The 19,873-nt window shown below is 70.8% G+C and carries 18 protein-coding genes; 11 read left to right on the forward strand and 7 right to left on the reverse strand.

Features of this window, described 5'->3' with window-relative positions; genetic code table 11:
- Positions 1-65 precede the first annotated feature (65 nt).
- Positions 66-2,015, reverse strand: a complete 1,950-nt coding sequence (locus D7193_RS30125; RefSeq protein ID WP_120783054.1) for an N-6 DNA methylase — start codon at positions 2,013-2,015, stop codon at positions 66-68.
- Between the two features lie 189 nt (positions 2,016-2,204).
- Here D7193_RS30125 and D7193_RS30130 point away from each other — a divergent pair, with 189 nt between their 5' ends.
- The 7 genes from D7193_RS30130 (at position 2,205) to D7193_RS30160 (ending at position 9,614) form a co-directional block, all read left to right on the forward strand.
- Complete coding sequence (locus D7193_RS30130) at positions 2,205-2,756, forward strand: DUF4352 domain-containing protein (protein ID WP_120783055.1); 552 nt, start codon at positions 2,205-2,207, stop codon at positions 2,754-2,756.
- Between the two features lie 97 nt (positions 2,757-2,853).
- Complete coding sequence (locus tag D7193_RS30135) at positions 2,854-4,608, forward strand: DUF6119 family protein (protein WP_120783056.1); 1,755 nt, start codon at positions 2,854-2,856, stop codon at positions 4,606-4,608.
- A gap of 91 nt (positions 4,609-4,699) precedes the next feature.
- Positions 4,700-5,299, forward strand: a complete 600-nt coding sequence (locus D7193_RS30140) for a hypothetical protein (protein WP_120783057.1) — start codon at positions 4,700-4,702, stop codon at positions 5,297-5,299.
- Positions 5,300-5,310: 11 nt separating this feature from the next.
- A complete protein-coding gene (locus D7193_RS30145) occupies positions 5,311-6,123 on the forward strand; it encodes an RNase H family protein (RefSeq protein WP_120783058.1) in 813 nt (270 codons plus the stop codon).
- 133 nt (positions 6,124-6,256) lie between these two features.
- A complete protein-coding gene (locus D7193_RS30150; RefSeq protein ID WP_120783059.1) occupies positions 6,257-8,695 on the forward strand; it encodes an AAA family ATPase in 2,439 nt (812 codons plus the stop codon).
- Complete coding sequence (locus D7193_RS30155; RefSeq protein ID WP_120783060.1) at positions 8,692-9,105, forward strand: hypothetical protein; 414 nt, start codon at positions 8,692-8,694, stop codon at positions 9,103-9,105. Before D7193_RS30150 ends, D7193_RS30155 begins: the two co-directional genes overlap by 4 nt.
- A gap of 206 nt (positions 9,106-9,311) precedes the next feature.
- Positions 9,312-9,614: a DUF4193 domain-containing protein gene (locus tag D7193_RS30160; protein ID WP_120783061.1), complete on the forward strand. Its 303-nt coding sequence runs from the start codon at positions 9,312-9,314 to the stop codon at positions 9,612-9,614.
- A 9-nt stretch (positions 9,615-9,623) separates the two neighbouring features.
- Here D7193_RS30160 and D7193_RS30165 read toward each other — a convergent pair whose 3' ends face one another.
- Positions 9,624-9,842, reverse strand: coding sequence for a hypothetical protein (locus tag D7193_RS30165; RefSeq protein ID WP_120783164.1), 219 nt, complete (start codon positions 9,840-9,842; stop codon positions 9,624-9,626).
- A 52-nt stretch (positions 9,843-9,894) separates the two neighbouring features.
- On the opposite strand from D7193_RS30165, the gene D7193_RS34950 reads away from it, so the two are divergent.
- Together D7193_RS34950 and D7193_RS30175 are read left to right on the forward strand one after the other, a co-directional pair.
- Positions 9,895-10,020 (forward strand): DUF4926 domain-containing protein, encoded by a 126-nt coding sequence (locus D7193_RS34950; protein WP_120783062.1) that lies wholly within the window; start codon positions 9,895-9,897, stop codon positions 10,018-10,020.
- 134 nt (positions 10,021-10,154) lie between these two features.
- Positions 10,155-10,670: a Uma2 family endonuclease gene (locus D7193_RS30175; RefSeq protein WP_241563639.1), complete on the forward strand. Its 516-nt coding sequence runs from the start codon at positions 10,155-10,157 to the stop codon at positions 10,668-10,670.
- A 76-nt stretch (positions 10,671-10,746) separates the two neighbouring features.
- On the opposite strand, the gene D7193_RS33325 is transcribed toward D7193_RS30175, so the two are convergent.
- Positions 10,747-10,974 (reverse strand): hypothetical protein, encoded by a 228-nt coding sequence (locus D7193_RS33325; RefSeq protein ID WP_147434477.1) that lies wholly within the window; start codon positions 10,972-10,974, stop codon positions 10,747-10,749.
- 226 nt (positions 10,975-11,200) lie between these two features.
- A complete protein-coding gene (locus D7193_RS30180; RefSeq protein WP_158674888.1) occupies positions 11,201-11,923 on the reverse strand; it encodes a DsbA family oxidoreductase in 723 nt (240 codons plus the stop codon).
- 160 nt (positions 11,924-12,083) lie between these two features.
- Between D7193_RS30180 and D7193_RS30185 the strand changes: the two genes are divergently transcribed.
- The gene (locus D7193_RS30185; protein WP_241563641.1) at positions 12,084-12,506 is read left to right on the forward strand and encodes a winged helix-turn-helix transcriptional regulator; all 423 of its coding nucleotides are present in this window, start codon (positions 12,084-12,086) and stop codon (positions 12,504-12,506) included.
- On the opposite strand, the gene D7193_RS33595 is transcribed toward D7193_RS30185, so the two are convergent.
- Positions 12,503-12,640 carry a hypothetical protein gene (locus D7193_RS33595; protein ID WP_158674889.1) on the reverse strand — a complete coding sequence of 46 codons (138 nt, stop codon included), beginning with the start codon at positions 12,638-12,640 and terminating at the stop codon, positions 12,503-12,505. The two genes, D7193_RS30185 and D7193_RS33595, sit on opposite strands and share 4 nt — an antisense overlap.
- 134 nt (positions 12,641-12,774) lie before the next feature.
- Between D7193_RS33595 and D7193_RS30190 the strand changes: the two genes are divergently transcribed.
- Entirely contained in the window at positions 12,775-13,245 is a 471-nt protein-coding gene (locus D7193_RS30190) for a YdeI/OmpD-associated family protein (RefSeq protein ID WP_120783065.1), read from the forward strand.
- A 41-nt stretch (positions 13,246-13,286) separates the two neighbouring features.
- Here D7193_RS30190 and D7193_RS30195 read toward each other — a convergent pair whose 3' ends face one another.
- Both D7193_RS30195 and D7193_RS30200 read right to left on the reverse strand, forming a co-directional pair.
- The gene (locus tag D7193_RS30195) at positions 13,287-13,679 is read right to left on the reverse strand and encodes a VOC family protein (RefSeq protein WP_206612024.1); all 393 of its coding nucleotides are present in this window, start codon (positions 13,677-13,679) and stop codon (positions 13,287-13,289) included.
- A 159-nt stretch (positions 13,680-13,838) separates the two neighbouring features.
- The gene (locus D7193_RS30200; RefSeq protein ID WP_120783067.1) at positions 13,839-19,838 is read right to left on the reverse strand and encodes a ThuA domain-containing protein; all 6,000 of its coding nucleotides are present in this window, start codon (positions 19,836-19,838) and stop codon (positions 13,839-13,841) included.
- Positions 19,839-19,873 lie beyond the last annotated feature (35 nt).

Below are 19,873 nucleotides of genomic sequence, written 5' to 3' on the forward strand. Positions count from 1 at the left end.
AAACTCAATCCGGTGGGGGTCTTACGGTAGCGGCGCCACCGCGAATGGTGACAGCGCAACATCGGTCACGGCTGCTCCTCGTCCGGTGGAAGCAGCGCTCCGCCGCTCAGTCCAATGCCGAAGGCGTCGGCGGCCTCCTCGGCGAGTCGACTCACCGCGTCGGCCGCCTCGCGCAGCTCCTGCACCTGGCGGAACGCCCGCCCGTACCGTTGCTGGTCGGGCAGCGCCATGACAGGCACCTGCAGCCGGCGGACGTCGACTCGCACGATGGTGCTCCCGGTGGCGGCCGCATTGACGTTCTCCTCCGCGCTGAGGAAGCCCGCGAGGAACCACGGGTCCAGGCGCTGCGGGTCGGGACGCAGCAGGAGATGCTGCCGGCCCAGCGGTCGGCCCTCGTCCGCGGAATCGGCGACGCGGGCACGGTACGGCCGGGCGAACAGCTCCGGCAGGATGACATCCCCCGCGCGCACCTCGACGTCCGAGTCAACGGTGGGGGCGCGACCAGCGGGAACAGCGCGCAGCAACGTCAGCGCCCCGCCCCGGAGCAGGTCCGCGACAGCCGTCGTGCGCCAGGTTTGAGGCTGTTTGCCGGAGGCGGTCCACCGTTCGCCCGGCTCCGTCGCGCTGAGAAGCCTGTCCGCTGCTTGTCGAAGCTCGGTGCGCTTCCGCCGTACCTGCCGCATGTGGTCCGCGGGCCGGATGGCCGTCGTCACCGACTGAACATGCCGGGCCGGGGTGAGGTCGGTCGGCCCGGCGAGCAGGTCGACGACCGGCACTGCCCGTGCCACGGAGGGGACCGCCTCGAAGACCCCTTCCTCATACGCCGACCAGGCGCTGAGCACGGCCTCGCGGACAGACTCCCAGCCCTGTCGGCCTGGTCCGACGGCGTCGACGAAGAGCACGGTGTCGGGTGCCGCCTGAGATTCGTCTTCGGTTCGCGTCAGGACCCACAGGTTCAGGCCGATGTGCGGGGGTGGTGCGGCGCCGGCCGGTAGCGCCATGACCGCTCGGAGTGCCCCGCTCTTCACCAGCTCCGCTCTAATGCGGCGACCGGAGGTGCGTTCGGCGGTCGCGGGTGGCATCAGCAGGACTGCACGGCCGCCAGGTGCGAGGTGTGCGAGGCAGTGCTGGACCCAGGCCAGCTCGGGCTCACCCTTCGGTGGTAGGCCGTAGACCCAGCGCGGGTCGTACGCGAGGACCTCCTGGCCCCAGTCCCGGTTGCCGTACGGGGGGTTACACAGGATTGCACCGGCCCCCAGGCTCGGGAAGGCGTCGTCGCGCAGGCTGTCACCGCTGCGGATGTCGGCTTTCGCGTTGCGATGTTGCAGACCGAGCCGTGTCGCGGCCTGCACCGCCTGGGCGGGCAGCAGATCCTGCCCATACAGCCGGCGAGCCCCATGACGGGCAGCCGCGGCAAGCAACCCGCCGATCCCGCAGGCCGGGTCGTACACGTCAGAGGGGAAGCGCCTGTCGCGGCTGAGCAGCAGATCGGCCATGAGATCCGCCACCTCTGCCGGCGTTCGGTACGTGCCCGTCGTGGTCGAATCGTCGGTGCCCCGCTCGGCAAGAATGTCGGCGGCGACCAGCGCCCCATCTACGCGCACGCACCGCAGTAGCGTCCGCAAGACCGGAGCCTCGTCGCCGCCGTACGTCGCCGCATCGCCCACGAGGTCGGTGGCACGCCGGATCAGATCCTCGTCGGGCAACTCCAGGACCCTGTCGAGGTGCCCCGGGTCGAGCCGGTGCGCGGCAAGCACCAGCGGTAGCAGCCGTGTCGGGTCCGCCCTTTCTGGGCGTTCACGCAGGGCCGCTCGCAGATCCTCCGCCGGCGTTTCGGCTGGCAGCTGACCTCGGCCGCTGAGCCAGGAACGTACTGCGTCCAGGTCGTACGCCGGGCTCGTCTCGGTCCCGCCGGATGGTGACGGGAAGTCGGCGTGGCGGCGGCGCCAGTTGCTGACGGTCGCCCGGCTGACGCCGGCCATGCGAGAGATCTCTGCGGCGGTGACCTGTGGCATGTCTACTCCTCGTTGACGGCCGGTCACCGCAACCCTAGGGCAGCGTACGGTTGATGGCAACATGGCGTTTGACAGTGTTTTCACGCAGTGGTTTACTAACGTTGCTTTCGCCGCGCTGGTTGCGGCGCGATCACTGTTCATCCCCCTGCGGCGTCCCTGTGCGCCGCCATGCCCCACTCGGGAGAAGCCATGCGCAAGACCACGACCTTCGCCCTGCTCGCCACCGCCGTCGTCGCCCTCGGCTGCGGCGCCGGCTCGACCGACAACGCGAGCAGCTCCAGCAACGACGCGGACGCCGCCAGCGACAACGCGGGCGGCGCCAAGGACGACGACAAGCCGAAGACCGCGAAGATCGGCCAGCCGGCCCGGGACGGCAAGTTCGAATTCACGGTGAAGTCGTCCAAGTGCGGCGTCGCCAAGGTCGGCACCGACCTGCTCGGCGCCAAGGCGCAGGGCCAGTTCTGCCTGGTCACGGTCAACGTGAAGAACGTCGGCAAGGAGTCGCAGATGTTCGACGGCAGCAGCCAGAAGGCGTACGCCGCGAACGGCACCGAGTACTCCGCGGACGGCGAGGCCGCTCTCTACGCCAACAAGAACGCCGACACGTTCCTCAACGACATCAACCCCGGCAACCAGGTCACCGGCGTGGTCGTCTTCGACATCCCGAAGAACGTCAAGCTCGCGAAGCTCGAGCTGCACGACTCGCCGTTCTCCGGCGGCGTCACCGTCGCCCTGAGCTGACTCCCCGGCGTTGAGGGCGGGACCCCGCGAAGCCCGCCCTCAACGCGCCCCCACCCCGCACAACCGGCAACACGAATCTCTACGCGAGGAGTTCGAGATGCACAGTGCGATGACCCCCGGTGCCAGAACCGTCCGCGCCTCGGTCCGCAAGGACCGTCGGCGCCCCGTCTCGCCCCAGCTCGCGCTCTTCGAGTGCCCGCTGCCGCCCGCTCCGCCGGGCACCTACCCGACCACCGTCTACCGGCTCGACGTGCCTCCCACGCCCGAGGGGCTGATGACCGCGCTCAACGACGACTACCTTCGCGAGCACGGCTTCGAGCCGAGCGCCATCGAGGTCGTGGGTGTGCCGGCGGTCCTGGTGCACGGCAGCGTGGCGCGCCCACGGGCCGAGTGGTGCGACGTGCTGGCCGGGCTCGTCGGCCGGGACATTGACCTGGGCTACAGCAACGGCGGCGGGGCGCTGCTCCTCGCCGTCGACGAGCGCGCGTACGTCCTGGCGTACGGCACCCTCGGCCGCTTCCTGGTCGTGCGGGAGAAGTTCGACCCCACCTTCGGGGTGTCCTTCGCCGTGCGCGCCCTGCTGCCGAGCGAGATCCGCCAGGTCCGCCGGCGGATGGTCGGCGCGAGCGGACGCGTGGACCGCAGCCTGGTGCCGGGCGGTCAGCCCATCTGGAAGTACGGCATCGACAAGTGGGGCGAGATCGTCGGCCAGGTGTGCGGCCGTACGGACAACCCGAACCTGACCGCGTGCCGCCGCACCGGCAAGCCGGTGAAGGTCGACGGCGGCGAGGCTCTGCACCTGCCCCTCAGCGTGGACCCCGACGGACTGCTGGCTGACCTTCGCGAGATCGACCGGGTGTGCCGGCAGGAGTCGCCCCTGGCCGATCTGGAGTTCATCACGCAGATCCGCCCGGTGCCGGCGAACGACCCTCGCCTGCCGGATCTCGACGACGAGCTCGACCAGCGGCTGGGTCTGACCGACCCGGAGAACCTCGCGCTCGCCGTGCCCGGCGACCTCGTCGGCGACATCGAGCACGTCGCCTCGTACCGGATCTCCGTGCCGAAGTCCGGCCGCGCCGCGACCCGCACCACGGAGCTGGACCTGCCCACGATCCTCGCCCACACCAACGGTGCGCTGGACGGTGACCGGTGGACCGGGCTCCGAACCGGGCGGGTCATCCTCTGCGCCGACGTGGCCGGCAAGGAGGCGATGACGTCGGCTCCGGTCTCCCGCTGGCTCACCGCGGAGGTGGCGGTCGACGACATGCACCTGTTGCTCCACGAGGACCGGTGGTACGAGATCGGCGACCGGCACCGCGAGTTCCTGCGCCAGGAGATCGCCCAGATCCTCGACCGGCCGTCCGACATCGTCCTGCCGCCGTGGACGAGCGATCTGTCAAACGAGAGCGCCTACAACCATGAGGTCGCCCAGCGGGATCCGCGCTTCGTCCTGCTCGACAAGAAGCTCCTTTACACGGCGCAGCACCCGCGCGGCATCGAGGCGTGCGACCTGCTCGGCCCCAACGGCGAGCTGATCCACGTCAAGCGGGCGTCAGGCAGCTCCCCGCTGAGCCACCTCTTCGCCCAGGGCGTCACCTCCGCCGAGGCCCTCCGCTACGAGGCCGACGCCCGCACCGCGTTCCTGGAGCTGGTGCGTCGGCAGGCCCGAGCGTCCGAGCTCACCGACGGCTTCCGGCCGCGCAAGGTCGTCTACGCGATCGCCCTCAAGTCCGGCCGGACGGTCACCGTCGACACGCTCTTCACCTTCGCCCAGGTCGCGCTCTACCAGGCGATGAAGACCCTGCGCATCGATGGCGTCGACGTCGAGGTCGTCTCGATCCCGTCGGCCTGACGCGCGATCCACCTCGTTCCCCCCACGCACAGCCATCCACCCGGTCCGCCGGGCCTGTTCCCCTGCCCACCTTCACCGGAAGGAGAAAGCCATGACCCAGCAACAGTTCCCGCCGCCGGACGGAGTGAAGCCCGACGCACCGGGGATCGAGAACCCCCAGCCCATCGGGACCGGACGGAAGCCCCTCGGATGGATCGTCGGTGGCGGCGTCCTGGTGCTGCTGCTCTGCCTCGGCGCTGGCGGCGCTCTGCTGGCCACGACCGACGACGGGGAAACCGCGAAGCAGAGCAGGGCCGCCAGCCCGGCCACTCCCACCGCCCCCGTCGCGACCGCGGCGCCCACGACCGCCGTGGCTGCCCCGACGACCACCGAGCCGGCTCCGCTCCCCGTCTACGCGACGCCCACGAAGAACGACTTCAAGCTGAAGGTGAAGATCCTCCGCAAGCAGTGCTTCGGCAGCGCGGGATGCAACGTCACCTATCGGATCGACGTGACGTACACCGGCGACGGCGACCTGGACCCGTCCAAGACGTACGAGGTGACCTACCAGGTGAAGGGCGCCGAGGACCCGATCATCAACACCTTCGAGGTGACCGGCGACTCTGCCTCGGTACAGGAAGAGGAGATGGCGAGCACCAAGCGCTCCGGCGACAAGCTGACCGCCGCCGTCACCGACGTCACCGAGTTCTGAGAGGAGCGGTCATGCGTCCCGACGAGTTCCATCGCACCCTGGAGTTGCTCCCCACTTCCCTGCACGACCGCGCCCTCGCCCTCCGCACCTACGTCAAGCCCCGGCGCTGCGAGCCCTGTACCTCGATCGGCGACGCCGTCCGGTTGGCGCTGACCGCCGCCCGTTACGACGAGTTCGGCGAGGCCGCGCAGCTGCTCGACACCGCCGAGCGGCTCGCCGCCCGCCACGACCTGGCCTGCCGGCCGAACAACGAGCTGCCGAGCCGTGGGCAGGTCCGCCGTTGGGCGACGACGTGCGGGCCGCTGATCGCCGCGACCGACGCCAGTTGGAAGGGCCGGGCCGGCGGCATCGGGTACGTGGCCAGTGATGGCCGGTACGGCGTGCGCAGTCGCCGTCCGGGGCGTACCGACCCGACGGGCTGCTCGCGGGTGCTGGTGAGCGAGCTGCGGGCGGTCGAGTTCCTGCTCACCGCGTACGACACGCCGCCGCCCGGGATGACGGTGCTGGTGGACTGTCTTCCGGCGGTGACCTACCTGCACCGCTGGCAGGGCGGCGACGTCGAGGCGATGCCGGCCGGCTACGACCTGCGCCCCCGGCACTCGGGGCTGAAGCCCACCCTGGTCCGGCTCGCGGAGCTGGCCGCCGAGCGTCCGGACCTGACGTTCACGCACGTCAAGGCTCACGCCCACCACTGCCTGAACGAGGCCGCCGACAGCCTCGCGCACATGGCGCGCCGCCGGGTCGAGGAGACCTTCGACGTACGCCAGCGGGCGCACGACCTGGTCGAGGCGTTCCTGCGCGACTTGCACGCGCTGGCGGCCTGACCGCCGGGCCAGCGCTCTGAGCCGAGCCGTCACGTCGAGCCCGGCCTGCAACTCACGAGAAACCAGCGGACCGGCCACGCCGGCCCCGCCGGCACCGCACGCCCTCAACCGCCCACGTCAGCCGGAGGTCCTCATGACCCGCACCGATCCCCTGGTCGAGCTGATCTTCAACCGGCTCGCCGACGACCACGTACCCGACAACACCGCCGAGGTCGTCCTCGCCGCGCTCACCGGCGAGACCGACCTGGCCGCCGCGCTCGATGGCGACTCGACCAGCCTGGCCCCGGTCACGCCGGTCGCCGCCGAGCCGCCGGCGCAGATCTGGCTCTCCTCGATCACCGTGGCGGGTTTCCGCGGGGTCGGTCCGGAGCGCACCCTGCCGATCGGCCCGGGTCCGGGGATCACGCTGGTGGTCGGGCGCAACGGGTCGGGCAAGTCGAGCTTCGCGGAGGCCGTCGAGCTGGCGCTGACCGGCGACAGCGCCCGGTGGGCGGACCGCACCAGCGTCTGGCGTACGGGGTGGCGCAACCTGCACACCCCGGACCCGTGCTGGATCGACGTGCAGCTGCGCGTCGACGGCGTGGCCAGGCCGGTGGCGGTGTCCCGGTCGTGGCCGCTCGGGGCGGGGCTCGCCGACGCGGAGGTGACGGTCACCAGCGAACGGGGGCGGCACGCGGACCTGGCCGAGCTGGGGCTGGCACGTCCACTGGCCCTGTACCGGCCGTTCCTGACCGCCGCCGAGCTGGGCCGGCTCACCGCCGGCACGCAGAGCCAGCTCTTCGACGCGATCTCCGCGATCCTCGGCCTGGAGGCGATCACCGACGCCGACCAGCGGCTGATGGCCGCTGCCCGGCCCGTCGAGGCGGCCATCAAGGAGGTACGCGCGCAGCGAACCGCCCTCGCCGAACGCCTGGCCGAAGTGGACGACGACCGGGCTCGGCGGGCGGCCGCGCTGCTGAAGGGGCGTGGCCTGGTGGCTCTGGCGGCGCTGACCGCGATCCTCGACGAACCGGACGAGGTCACCGCCGACGGGCCGCTGCTGCTGTGCCGGGCGCTGGTCGAGCTGCCCGTGCCCGCGCCCGAGCAGGTGGCGGGCCTGGCCGCCCGGCTCGCCGACGCCACGGCGGCGGCGAGCCGGCACGACGGTGGGCGGTCGCGGGCGGCGCTGCGCAGCGCGGAGTTGCTGCGTCTGGCCATCGAGCACCACGAGGACACCGGCGACGGATCCTGCCCGGTCTGCTCCGCGGGCATGCTCGACGCCGATTGGCGTACGGCCGCGGCCGAGTCGCTGGTCCAGCTGCGGGACCGGAGCCTCGCCGCGCAGGCGGCGAACACCCGGCTGGACGCACTACTCAAGCAGGTGCGGCACTTCGTCGACGACCTGGCGGTGCCCGATGGTGACGCTCCGGGGGTGCCGGTCGATGCCCTGCGGCGGGCGGTGGCGGAGCTGCGGCGCGTACCGGGTGAGCCGGCGGAGTTGGCGGCGCACCTGACCGCCCGCTACCCGGCGGTCGTGGACGCGGCGCGGGCCGCCCGCGCGTACGCCGAAAAGATCCTGCGGGAGCGCGGCACCGGCTGGCGGCAGGCGGCCGCGGAGCTGCGGGCCTGGGCGGACGCCGCCGCCCGGCTGCCGGAGCGGGAAGCGACGCTGGCGCGGCTGAAGGCCGCCCGGACATGGCTGAAGGCCACCGCTGCGGACCTGCGCAACGAGCGGCTGGCGCCGTTCGCGGAGCACTCGCAGCGGATCTGGGCGCAGCTACGGCAGGAGAGCAACGTCGAACTCGGCGCCATGAAGCTGGAGGGGAACAACACGCGGCGCCGGGTGGTCTTCCCGGTCAGCGTGGACGGCGCCGACAACGGCACCGCGCTCGGGGTGATGAGCCAGGGCGAGATGCACGCCCTCGGCCTGGCGACGTTCCTGCCGCGCGGCTGCGCGCCGGAGAGCCCGTTCCGGTTCATCGTCGTCGACGACCCGGTGCAGAGCATGGACCCGGCGAAGGTGGACGGGCTCGCCCGGGTGCTCGCCGAGCTGGCCGAGCAGCGGCAGGTCGTGGTGTTCACCCACGACACCCGGCTGCCGGACGCGATCGGCCGCCTCGACCTGGGCAGGGCGCGGATCGTCGAGGTGACCCGGGCGGAACGGTCGGTGGTGACGCTGCGCACCGCGTCGGACCCGGTGACCCGCTACCTGGACGACGCGTACGCGCTGGCCCGCAACGAGGAGATCACCGCCGAGGTACGCGGACCGGTGGTCGCGGAGCTGTGCCGCTCGGCGATCGAGGCCGCCTGCCACCGGGTGGTGTGGCGCACCCGGGTGGGCCGGGGTGTGCCGCACGCCGACATCGAGAAAGCGATCGAGGACGCGTCCCGCCGGGTCGCCACGATCGTCGCCCTCGCCGTCTTCGACGACGCCGAGCGGGGCGGCGACGTCCTCGGCTGGCTCGGCCGCCGGCACGGGACTCGGGCCGTGAACGCGTACAAGGCGTGTCGGGAAGGTGTTCACGGCGCGTACCTGGCGGACCTGCCCGGACTGGTCGCGGACGTCCGCTTCCTCGTGGGGGTGCTGTCGTGACCGCGCCGGCGCCGGAGCGCTGCCTGGCGGCGGCCGATCAGCTGCTGCGCGGCGCCGGCCTTCTCGGCGCCGTCGCGGTGACCGCCGGTTGGTGGCCGCGGGCCTGTGCCTGCCTGATCCGGCTCGCCCTCGAAGGCGGGATCGACGCCTACTGGCGGCGGGTCAAGCCGCCCGTGGCCGCCTGCCGGCAGGGCCGCGCCAAGCAGCTGATGCTGCGGGGTCGGCTCGGCCCGGGCGCCGAGGTCGCGCGGCGGGTGGCGTTCGCCTGGGCGACGCTGTCCGCCGCCGCGCACCACCACTGTTACGAGCTGGCCCCGACGGCGGCGGAGCTGCGTCGCCTGCACACCGAGGTGAGCACCCTGCTCACCCGGCTGCAGGCCGGCGACGCCGACCCTTCCCGTCCGCATTGATCGCTGCGATCGGTGTGCGTACGTCCGGCAGTGCCTGTCCGGGCCAGAGCCGAGGAAATGGGTGGTGACACGCCGCCGGGATGACGATCATGGCTACGTGCCGTCGCGTCCGAGGCGAGCTACCCTTCCAGCGCTCGCCTGAGCACCACGCCGCGGGCCGCGGTCCACCACCGTGACACCCGTGCACAGCCGGAGAGGCCTTCACGATGAGCAAGCCCATCGATTACGACGCACCGCGCCGACCCGCAGTTGAGACCGAGGACGACAGCCTGGAGGAACTCAAGGCGCGCAGCACGGCACCGCAGTCGGCAGCGGTCGACGTCGACGAGGCCGAGGCTGCCGAGACCTTCGAGCTGCCCGGGGCGGACCTGTCCGGCGAGGAACTGACCGTGGCGGTCGTGCCGATGCAGTCGGACGAGTTCCGATGCTCGCGCTGCTACCTGGTGCACCACCGCAGCCAGCTCGCCGCACAGCTCGACGGCCAGGAGGTCTGCCGGGAGTGCTCCTGACAGCGGCTGTCAGGCCACCACTTCCCGCCACTCCGGGCGACCACCCAGCCATGCGCCGGCGAGGATCTCGGCAGAGGCCCGACTCGGACAGGGGTGCAGCTTCGACCGGCCCGCGGTGCCGCCGGCCTGCGCCTCGACCTCCCACCGCTGGCCGTCGGTGCGGATGTAGACGTCGCGGCGCCCCCGCGGGCTCCGGTCCCCGTTCCACCAGTGACGCTCAATTCTCACCTGCTGACCATATAGCACCGGCCGGCACGTCGAACCATGATGATCTTGGAGGATGGCGGCGTGGTCGGGATACATCGTCCACATCTTCCGCGGCCCGCCGACTGCATACGAAGTCGAGTTCTCCGACGCGGACGGCCGCACCGTCGCCCTGATCACCCTCGCTGCAGACCACGTGTGATCAGACAGCGGTTCGGATTGGCGACACCTCCCGTAGTGCCGAACATCGGGCCGTCGTGACCGGAGGCTGCCCAACTGGGCCAGTAGGATGCACCCATGAGCTCAGAGGCGGTCGGCAGGTACATGCCCCCGGTCGTGACGCTCGATGACCTCACCGCGATGATGGCTGCGGACGAACACCACCGGTACGAGATCAGCCCTGAGGGAGTCGTCTCGATCATGCCACCGCCGGGATACGCCCATGCGATCATCGCGACCCGGCTGATGGTATGGCTGGCCCAGGGCGGCATCCCCGCGGACCGCATCGCTCAGGCCGTCGGGCTGCGCATCCTGGGGCGTAACGGCGGCGTCGGCGGACGCATCCCCGACCTCGTCGTCTGGAGCAAGCCTCAGTCCGACGGCGTGTGGCTACCGGTCGACGACGTCCTCCTCGTCGTCGAAATCGTCTCTCCTGGTTCCGAGGGCGTGGACACGGTGACCAAACGCAGCGAGTACGCCGCCGCCGGCATCCCGCAGTACTGGATGATCGAGCAGGACCCGGCGCAAACCGTGACCATGCACCACCTGGACGGCGACAAGTACGCCGTCCGCGCCACCATGCCGCTCGCCTGGGTCCTCAACACCGGTCTGGCGGAGCACGACCTCGGCTGACCCGGGGCGGGCCGCGTCGCTCCCCCGTCGTCGCGCATCGACAACGGCTGTACTTACCCTTTGATCCTTCGATTGATCACGTCGCCGGAACAGATGGTGACGGCGTCCGATGATCGCAGCGGCAGAGACCAGCTTCCAAGGCCTGCTCGAAGGCACGAAAGTCCCGGTCGCGGTGCTGAAGGCCGAAGGCGTCCTGTTCCATCAGTACGGACAGGCTGACCAGACCAAGTGCACAGATCTCGACGAACTGGCGCGACTGACCGGACTTGCGCCCGACGAACTGCCCCGCGGCTGCCCAGGCCACGGCCCGGCGAGGGCAGCCCCGTGCCGACCGCTTCGCCGAGCAACTGAAAGTGCTGCAGCGGGAAGCCGTTCCCGAGGCCACGCTGGCGCTACTCGACCGGTGGACGGAGATTGGCGGCACTCTCCGCTATGGCGTCGACGTCCTGCTTCCTCACGGCCCCACCGGGGACACGTCGCTGGCGACGTGTCCCCCGGTGCGTTCCGTCCGCGCGGTGCTGGGCGGAGTGTCAGGTGGTGCCGAGCTCGGGCACTGCGCAGCCGTCCGGGGTGCAGATGCCGTCGGCCCCGGAGACGATCGGCAGCGGCTGCGGCTCGGGGTGACTCTCGGCCCACGTCTTGGTGATCACCGCGAGCAGGTCGTCGGTGCCGATGGCGCCGGGGATCGCAACGCGGCCGTCGAGCACGAGGAACGGTGTCCCGTGGGCGCCGAGGCGCTGGGCCTCGCGCTGGTCGGCCTTCACCCGGGCCCGGTAGCGGCGGCTACGCAGGGCCTCCGCGGCCCCGGTCCGGTCCAAGCTCGCCTCGGCGGCGAAATCGAGGACCTCCTCGGCGGTCCACAGCTTGCGGGCCTGCCCGAAGTGAGCGCGGAACATCAATGACCAGATCTCGTTGCCGCGCCCCTGATCGCTCGCGTAGGCGAGGAGTTCGTGGGCCAGGTCTGTCGGACCGAGCGTGCGATCGACGACGCGGTAGGGCGTAAGGCCCTCCGCCTCGGCGGCCCGCTCGATCGGTCGCAGGACCCGGTCCACGGTCGCGGCCGGCGCCCCGACCCGCTCGATCAGCGTTCGCTGGCTGACGCCCTCACGTGGCAGGTCGGGATGCACCTGGAACGACCGGTGGATCACCTCCACCTGGTCGGTGTGCGGGAACCGGTTCAGGGCCAGGTGCAGCCGGTGGTCCATAAGCCCGCACCACGGGCAGACGATGTCTGACCAGAATTCGATCTTCATGACGCTCCCCCATTTCATACTCTCTGTTCGTAGCCCCATCCTGCATTAGAATCAGAGACGCACAAAAGGCACATTCATGTGCGTAGCTACTGGCTAACGGAAGGCGGCGAGCATGAGCGCAGAGGATCTTCGACGGAGACGAACCAACGTCCGGGCGAACGTGCGGACCGTGCCGGGGCCGTGCGCCCACTGGAACAACGAAGACGCCGACTTCATCCGCGAGGTCCTGGATCTTGTCGGCGACAAGTGGAGCGTGCTGATCATCGGCACCCTCGCCGATCGCCCCATCCGCTACTCGGACCTGGCCGACGCGATCCCCGGCATCTCCCAGCGCATGCTCACGCTGACCTTGAAACACCTGCAGCGGACCGGGCTCGTCACCCGGACCTCCTACCCCGAAGTCCCACCCCGCGTCGAGTACGCCCTCACCGAACTCGGCACCTCGCTCCTGTCCACCGTCCTGGCTCTGGCGGCCTGGTCCGCCGACCACCATGCCGAAATTCGCCGCCACCAGACCGCATACGACAACGTCACCCGAAGTCGCACCTCAGCCAGTGACGTGGCCGAGGTCGTGAACGACTAGCGCTGCTCGAGCTGGGGCGGCGGAATGTCACACGCCTCGACCGCGACGATCATCCGGTCGCAGGGCGCGCTCCGCAGGCCGTACCCGGCGTCGATCTCCACGACCCGTGTCAGGTCGTATCCGACTCGCCGCATGGCGTCGCATTTGCCTCCGTGGCGGTTTGGATACTGGCAGCCAGGGTCCAAGAAGCTGCAGCGTCGGCGATCGCGGGCCGTCGCCCGCCAGATTCCGCCGTTGAAAGATCGGATGATGAGGAGAAACGGTTCCGATGACAGCGCCGGCGCCGAAGAGCGTGACCTTCGAGACAACTGTGACCGCGAGCGGCAACAACACCGGGATCGTCGTGCCAGCGGAGGTCATCGAACAGCTTGCGGCAGGCAAGCGCCCGCCCGTGGTCGTCAGGGTGAACGGTTACGAGTACCGGAACACCGTGGGGGTGATGGGCGGCAGGCACATGATCAGCGTCAGCGCCGCCGTCCGTAGCGCCACCGGCCTGAAGGGCGGGGATCCGGTTCACGTAACGCTGACGGTCGCGGACACCCCTCGCGAGGTCGACGTCCCAGCCGACTTTGCCGCCGCTCTCGCGGCTGACGAGCGAGCTGGGGCCTTCTTCGAGAAGCTCTCGAACAGCGTGCAGCGATATCACGTCGACAACATCAACGCCGCCAAGAGCGCCGAGACGCGTCAGCGACGTATCGAGAAAGCCGTCTCCTTGTTCCGTGACGGCAAGCAGAGGTGAGTCCCGCACCGCCTGAATGATCACCCGCGCGTGGTCGGCGCCTATCCCAACCGCTCGCGGACGAACGTTGCCAGCGCCTCTCGGGACGGGTGCCCCCAGCCGATGCAGAACGGGTGGCCGGCTGGGTCGGCGTACACCTGGTGCCCTTCGTCGCTTTCCAGGTCACCGGCTCGAAGCAAGCGGGCACCGAGCCTCATCGCCTGATCGTGCGCCTGTACGGGGTCCTCGACGTGGAGGTCCATGTGTACCTGCTGAGGCGCGCCGTCCGGCCAGTCGGGAGGAACGTGCCTCGGCGCGAGCTGGACGCCGATCCGCCACTCACCGGCCGCGTCGATGACGCTGTGGAACGTCTCGTCCTCGAAGACGTGCCCACCGAGCATTCCCGCCCAGAACGCACTCTCAGCGTGCAGGTCAGCGGCGTCGAACACGACCACGTTTCGAATCATTTCCACGAGAGCCGATCCTATGAACGCGGCGGACTGGTCCGCCAGTGAGCGGTGACCCTGTTCGCCCGAAAGACCAGGTGCCGGAGCACGCCAGGCGTGCTCCGGCACCGGTCGGGAGCCGGCCGGCACCGGCTCGCCGTCATCACCTCACAGGTGTGCCCTCAGGTAGGCGCCGGCGGCGACCAGCTGGGTGCGCGCCTGTTCGTCGGTGACCGTGCGGGCGGTCCCCGTGAACAGGTCGAGCGCCGCCCTGGCCTGCGTCTCCCGGCCGGCGTCCGCCAGGTGCCGTGCCGCGTCGAGCTGGCCCTTGAGCACTGCCGCACGGCCGGTCGGGATCAGGCCGTCGGCGTGGTACCGGTCGATGAGCGCCCGGGTGTTCGCGAACGTCGCGACCACCTCGAACGACGCCGCCGACTCGACCTCGTTGCCGGCCTTGTCGGTCGCCACCGCGGTCACCCGGTGGGTACCGGCGGTCGGCGCGACCGCCGCCGTGACCGGCTGGCCGTCGAGCCGTACGACGACGGACGCGACGCCGGACGCCGGGTCCTTCGCCGACGCGCTGATCGGCAACGCCTTGCCGAGCTCGTAGGAGCCGCCGTCGGTGACGCCGCCGAACGACACCACGGGTGCCGTCGAGTCGACCTGCACCGACACGGCCTGCTCGGGCGAGGTGTTGCCGGCCTCGTCGACGGCCCGGAACCGCAGCGCGTGCATGCCGTCGGTCAGCCGAAGCGGTTCCCGGTAGTCGGTCCACTCACCGTCGCCGGCGGCGTAGGTGATGCCGACCGGGCCGGGACGGTCGTCCGACGCAGTCGCCGACACGGTGACCGGCGAGACGTACCAGCCGTCCTTTCCGTTGGGCGCGGCCGGGTCGACGGCCACCGACACCGACGGCGCCACCGTGTCGACCACCCGGAAGTAGTCGAACGCCACCGTCACCGGCGACACCTGCTCCGGGCCCACCGCCATCAGGCCGAACGACGTCATCGGGGCGTCGTTGGTGACCGGGTCACCCAGCGAGGTCCAGGTGACTCCCCCGTCGCTGATCTCGGCCGAGTAGGTGTTCCCGGTCCGCTTCAGCCGCAGGTCGTACCAGCCGCTCTCGGTCGCCTCGGCGACGTCGATCGACCGGTTGCCGCCGTTGCCGAACTCCCCGTTGCGCTCGGACACCAGCTCGGCTCGCAGGTCGGTCGGCGAACCGTTGGTGTTCGTGGCCACCACGTCGAACTTCACGTAGTTGTCGTCGTCGGCGTAGACCAGGAACCCGGCGAGCTGCCAGCGGTGCAGCATCGTCGGCGTGAGCCGGGTCTGGATGGTCCAGTCCCCGTCGGGCAGGTCCTGGAGGACGAAGTTGCGCGGGGACAGCGTGTTGCCGCCGTTGATGTCGCCCGGCTGCGTCTCGATCCGCAGCTGGCCGCCGGTGACGGCGACCTTCGACGAGTCGTAGCGCACCACGGCGTCCCACCGGCAGCCGTCGAGCGCGTCGCCGTCGAACTCGTCGGTCGCTGCGCGTACGCCGTCGTCGGTCGAGTCGGGCGTGACGGTGAAGTGGTCGAACACCGCGTCGACGGCGGGGGTCGCCGTGTCACCGGCGGCCATCAGGCCGATGGTGGCGCCCGGGATCACGGTCGCCTCGCCGGCCATCGCCGTCCAGGTGCGGCCGTCGGTCGAGTACGCGGCGGTCAGCTTCGACCCGTCGCTGACCAGCCGCAGGTGGATGGTGTCCGGGAAGTCCGCGGGTACCGGCACGGTGGCGTGCCACCGTCGGGTGCCCGCGGCCTCCGTCTGGAACTCGAGGATCCGCCCACCGGACGAGTTGCGGGTGTACGCCAGCTTCACGTAGTCGTCGTCACCGCCGTGCATAAGCAACCCGGCGTGCTGCCACTCCCGGCTGTGGTTGATCGACATCGTGGTCTCGGCCGTCCACGCGCCCGGCCGTGCCGGCTGGCCGACGTAGCTGATCGGGCCGGTCGACTCCTCGTTGATGTCACCGTTGGTCACCGGAAGCACCAGCGCACCGTCGGCCACGCGCGCCGGGAGGTTCGGCGCGTTGCGCACCACCGTCCAGCGGCCTGTGTCGAGCGCCGCGCCGTCGAACGTGTCCGAGCCCTTGACGAGGCAACCCGGCCCCGGCTCGGGCTCGGGATCCGGCCCGGGGTGGATGACCTCGTCGACCATGCTGAACCCGGAGAACTCCACCTCGCTCGTGGCCGACGTGCTGTGCGCGGTCACCGCGAGCCCGATGTCCTGCGGGCTCACCGCGCCGGGCAGCGTCACCGGGTCGCCGACCCGGGTGAAGGTCACGCCGTCCTTGCTCCAGTAGCCGTAGTACTGGTTACCGTCGCGCACGATCCGCACCCACGCCGGGTAGCTCGTCGTGCTGGCGCCGGTGCTGGCGTCGAGCTGCCCGTTGCCGTCGGTGTCGCGCAGCCACTCGAAGCCGAGCCCGGCCCGCATGGTCATGGCCGCGTACCCGGGCGAGGTGCCGGGCTGGGTGACGTCGTTGCGGACGATCAACCCGGCCTTGGCGGACGCGTTGGAGTTGCCCTGCCGTTCGATCTTCACCGTGGCGGTCCACTGGTTGCCGGCGGCGGCCGGGAGGTACACCGCGCCGTACTGGTCGGTGCCCTGCCACATGTTCCCGCCCCCGGAGGTGACCACCCAGGTGTCGGTGTCCGGCCGGTCGAACGTGGCGTTGGTGTTGCTGAAGGTCTGCCAGTCGCCGTACAGGTCGCCGACCTCCACCTCGACGATGCGTGAGGTGGTGCTGGCGCCCTTGTCGTTGGTGGCGACGGCGGTCAGCCGGTAACGCTGCTCGGTCGTGGCGTTCCAGGTCACCGCGTACGGCGCGGTGGTGTCGGTGCCGATCGAGGTGTCGCCGGCGAAGAACTCGACCTTGGTGATCGTGTTCTCCGCGTCGCTGGCGTCGGCGGTGACCTGGATCGCTCCCGGTTCGAGGTCGTCGTCCGGCGTCGGTGCGGTCACCGCGACCTTCGGCTTGCTCGTGGGCGAGACGCCCTTGCCGTCGGCCTCGATGAAGTTCAGCCGCCGCTCCCCCGCGCCCGGGAACACCGCGTACAGGGCGAAGGTCTCGCCCGGGTCGGTGACGTCGACCGCCACGTCGGCGTAGCGGCCGGCGACGGTGGCCGGCACCTGCGCGGTGCCCAGCAGGACGCCGTCGGGTGCGCCGCGGCGCAGTTCGACGGTGCCCGCGCTGGCCGCGCTCACGCGCAGGACCAGCCTGTCGACGCCGCGCAGGTTCACCGGGTCGTACGACGCCCAGGCGCCGTTCTGCCCGGTGATGGCGTCGGCGTGGCCCTCCACGTCCCGTGACGGCGTCACGGTGACGCCCTGCGAGGAGTCGAAGAACTCCGCCTCCCGCTGCTTCGGGAACAGCAGGGTGGTGTCCGACCCGGTGAGCGGCGGGATGTCGCCCGGGCCGCCGGAGTCGGTGTAGCGGCCGTCGATGGCGTAGAAGACGTTCATGTCGTCGCTGTGCCCGCCGCCCAGCGAGGTGGCCACCGTGCCGGTCCGCCCGTGCAGCGGCTCGGCGGGGTGGGCGTGCCCGTCGTGGCCGAGCGCCGGTTGGATCACCACGTCGGCGTCGTCGATCTGGGTGTCCTCGGCGTCGGTGACCGTCAGGTTCCAGCTGATCTCGTCACCGAAGTCGAAGAACGCGCCGGTCGGTGGCAGTTCGAAGCGCACCTCGGGCCGTGTGTTGCCGACCGTGATCGGCACGGTCGTGGTGCCGGTCTTGCCGTGCGGGTCGGTCACCGTGAGCCGCGCGTCGAAGACACCGTCGGCGGTGTACGTGTGGGTGGGCGCCCGGTCGGTCGAGTCGACCGTGCCGTTGCCGTCGAAGTCCCACGCGTACGTCAGCGGCTCGCCCTCCGGATCGGACGACGGCGCGCCGTCGAAACGCACCTCGAGCGGCGCGTGGCCGGAGTCCGGGGTCGCGGTGGCCTTCGCCTCCGGGGAACGCGAGCCGGAGATGAAGTCGATGCGGTACAGGCCCGAGTCGGGGTTGTCCCGCCCGAAGCCGCCGCCCCAGTCGAGCACGTACAGGGAGCCCTCGGGGCCGAACGTCGAATCGATCGGCGCGAGGAACTGCTCCTGTGGCAGGAACGGGTTGACCTTCTCCACCTTCCCGTCGGAGGTCGGGATGATCGAGTACATCCTGTTGCGGGACCACTCGTAGAAGAACGGCTTGCCGTCGTAGTAGGCCGGGAACTTCGTGTCCGACTCCAGGTCCGGGTCGTACTGGTAGAACGGCCCGCCCATCGGCGCGAGGCCACCGCCCTGGGGGATGACCGACGGCACCGAGGATCGCTTGTAGCCGTACCACATGGTGGCCGGCTTGGCCGCCGGCAGCTCGGTGAGGCCGGTGTTGCGGATCGAGTCGTTGACCGGGTTGGCGCAGTCGAAGTACCCGCCGACGGTCACCGGGTTGGTGCGGTAGTCGACGTCCCGGAACGGCTCGTTGTTGCCCATGCACAGCGGCCAGCCGTAGAAGCCGGGCTCGGTGATGAGGTTCCACTCGGCGATGCCCGCCGGGCCGCGGTCCGGGTTGTCGTTGCCGTTGTCCGGCGAGTAGTCGGCCATGCCCAGGGCGCCGGTCCGCGGGTCTATCGAGAACCGGAACGGGTTGCGGAACCCCATCGCGTAGATCTCCGGGCGGGTCTTCGCGGTGCCCGGCGGGAACATGTTGCCCTCCGGGATGCTGTAGGTGCCGTCCGGTTCCGGGTGGATCCGCAGGATCTTGCCGCGCAGGTCGTTGGTGTTGGCCGAGGTGGCACGCGCGTCGTGGAACGTCCCGTCCCGCTCGGACAGCGGCGCGTAGCCTCCGGACGGCTCGGAGTGCGGGTTCACGTCGTCGCCCACGCCGAGGTACAGGTTGCCGTCAAGGCCGAACTCCAGCCCGCCGCCGGTGTGCCCCGGCTCGTCGGGCAGCCGCCGCGCCGGCACCTCCAGCAGCACCTTCTCCGTCGCCCGGTCGATCTGCGAGCCCGCGCCGACGGTCAGCCGGGACAGCCGGTTGACGAAGGTGGCCGGGTTCGTGTCGTCGGCGCTCGCCGGCGAGTAGTAGACGTAGAGGTGGCCGTTGTCCTCGAAGTTCGGGTCGAGGGCGATGCCCAGCAGGCCGTCCTCACCACCGGAGTACACCGGGATGGTGACGGCGGTCGACGTGGTCCGCGTGCGCGGGTCGTACACCCGGATCTCACCGCGGACGAGTTCGGTGTAGAACACCCGGCCGTCCGGCGCGACGTCCATGGCGTACGGCGCGCTGGTGTTCTGGTCCAGCGGCACGCGCTCGAACTTGTCCCAGGTCGTCCCGCCGCAGTCGCCCTGAGCAATTCCGGCAGCCCACTTCACGCCGCCGACGATGTGCTGCACGAGTTGCGGCTCGCCGGTGTAGTGCGCGCCGAAGTGGCCCATGCCGGTCATCCAGGCGCGGCCGCCGTCGTACGGCTTGCACCAGGAGATCGGGTGGTCGTAGCCCATGGCGTTGCCGCCCGGGTCGTAGGTGGTCTCGTCCATCGTGGCGAGCACGTGCGCGTCGCCGCGGACGTTGAGCGCGTAGTTGTACCACTCGTCGGCGCGCTGCCAGCGCTGCGGCAGGTGGCTGGTCGACGGGTGGGTGTGGTCCTCGACGCGGACGGTGCCCGGCAGGCCGGGGCTGCTGCCGGTGGCGGCGTGGCCCGGCATCAGCGTGCCGATCATCTTGTCCCACCACGCGTAGTTCCCGCGCATGTCGGTCGCGTTGTGGATGGCGACGATGCCGTGGCCGGCCTGCATGTACCGCTCCATGGCGGCCTTCTCGCCGGCGGTCCACGGGTCGCCGGAGGCCTGGAACATCACCAGCGCGTCGAAGTGCGCGAGGTCCTCGTCGTTGAAGACCGACGAGTCCTCGGTGTGTTCCGAGGTGATCCCGGCGTCGGCGAAGGCGGCCTGCAGCACGGGAACGCCCTGCTCGATCGCCTCGGTGTGCCGGAACTGGGTGGTCTTCGTGAAGATCAGCACGTGAGCGTCGCCGTGCGTACCGGGGTGCGCGGCGGCTGGCGCGGGGCTGATCATGGACATCGCGAGTGCGGCGGCGACCGGCATCGCGAGCAACCGTCCCCACCGGGGACGCCGGGTCACGTTCATGTCGTGCGGAACCTCCTGGGACGCGAGGAACTGAT

Source organism: Micromonospora costi, from assembly GCF_003626655.1.
Lineage (GTDB): Bacteria > Actinomycetota > Actinomycetes > Mycobacteriales > Micromonosporaceae > Micromonospora > Micromonospora costi.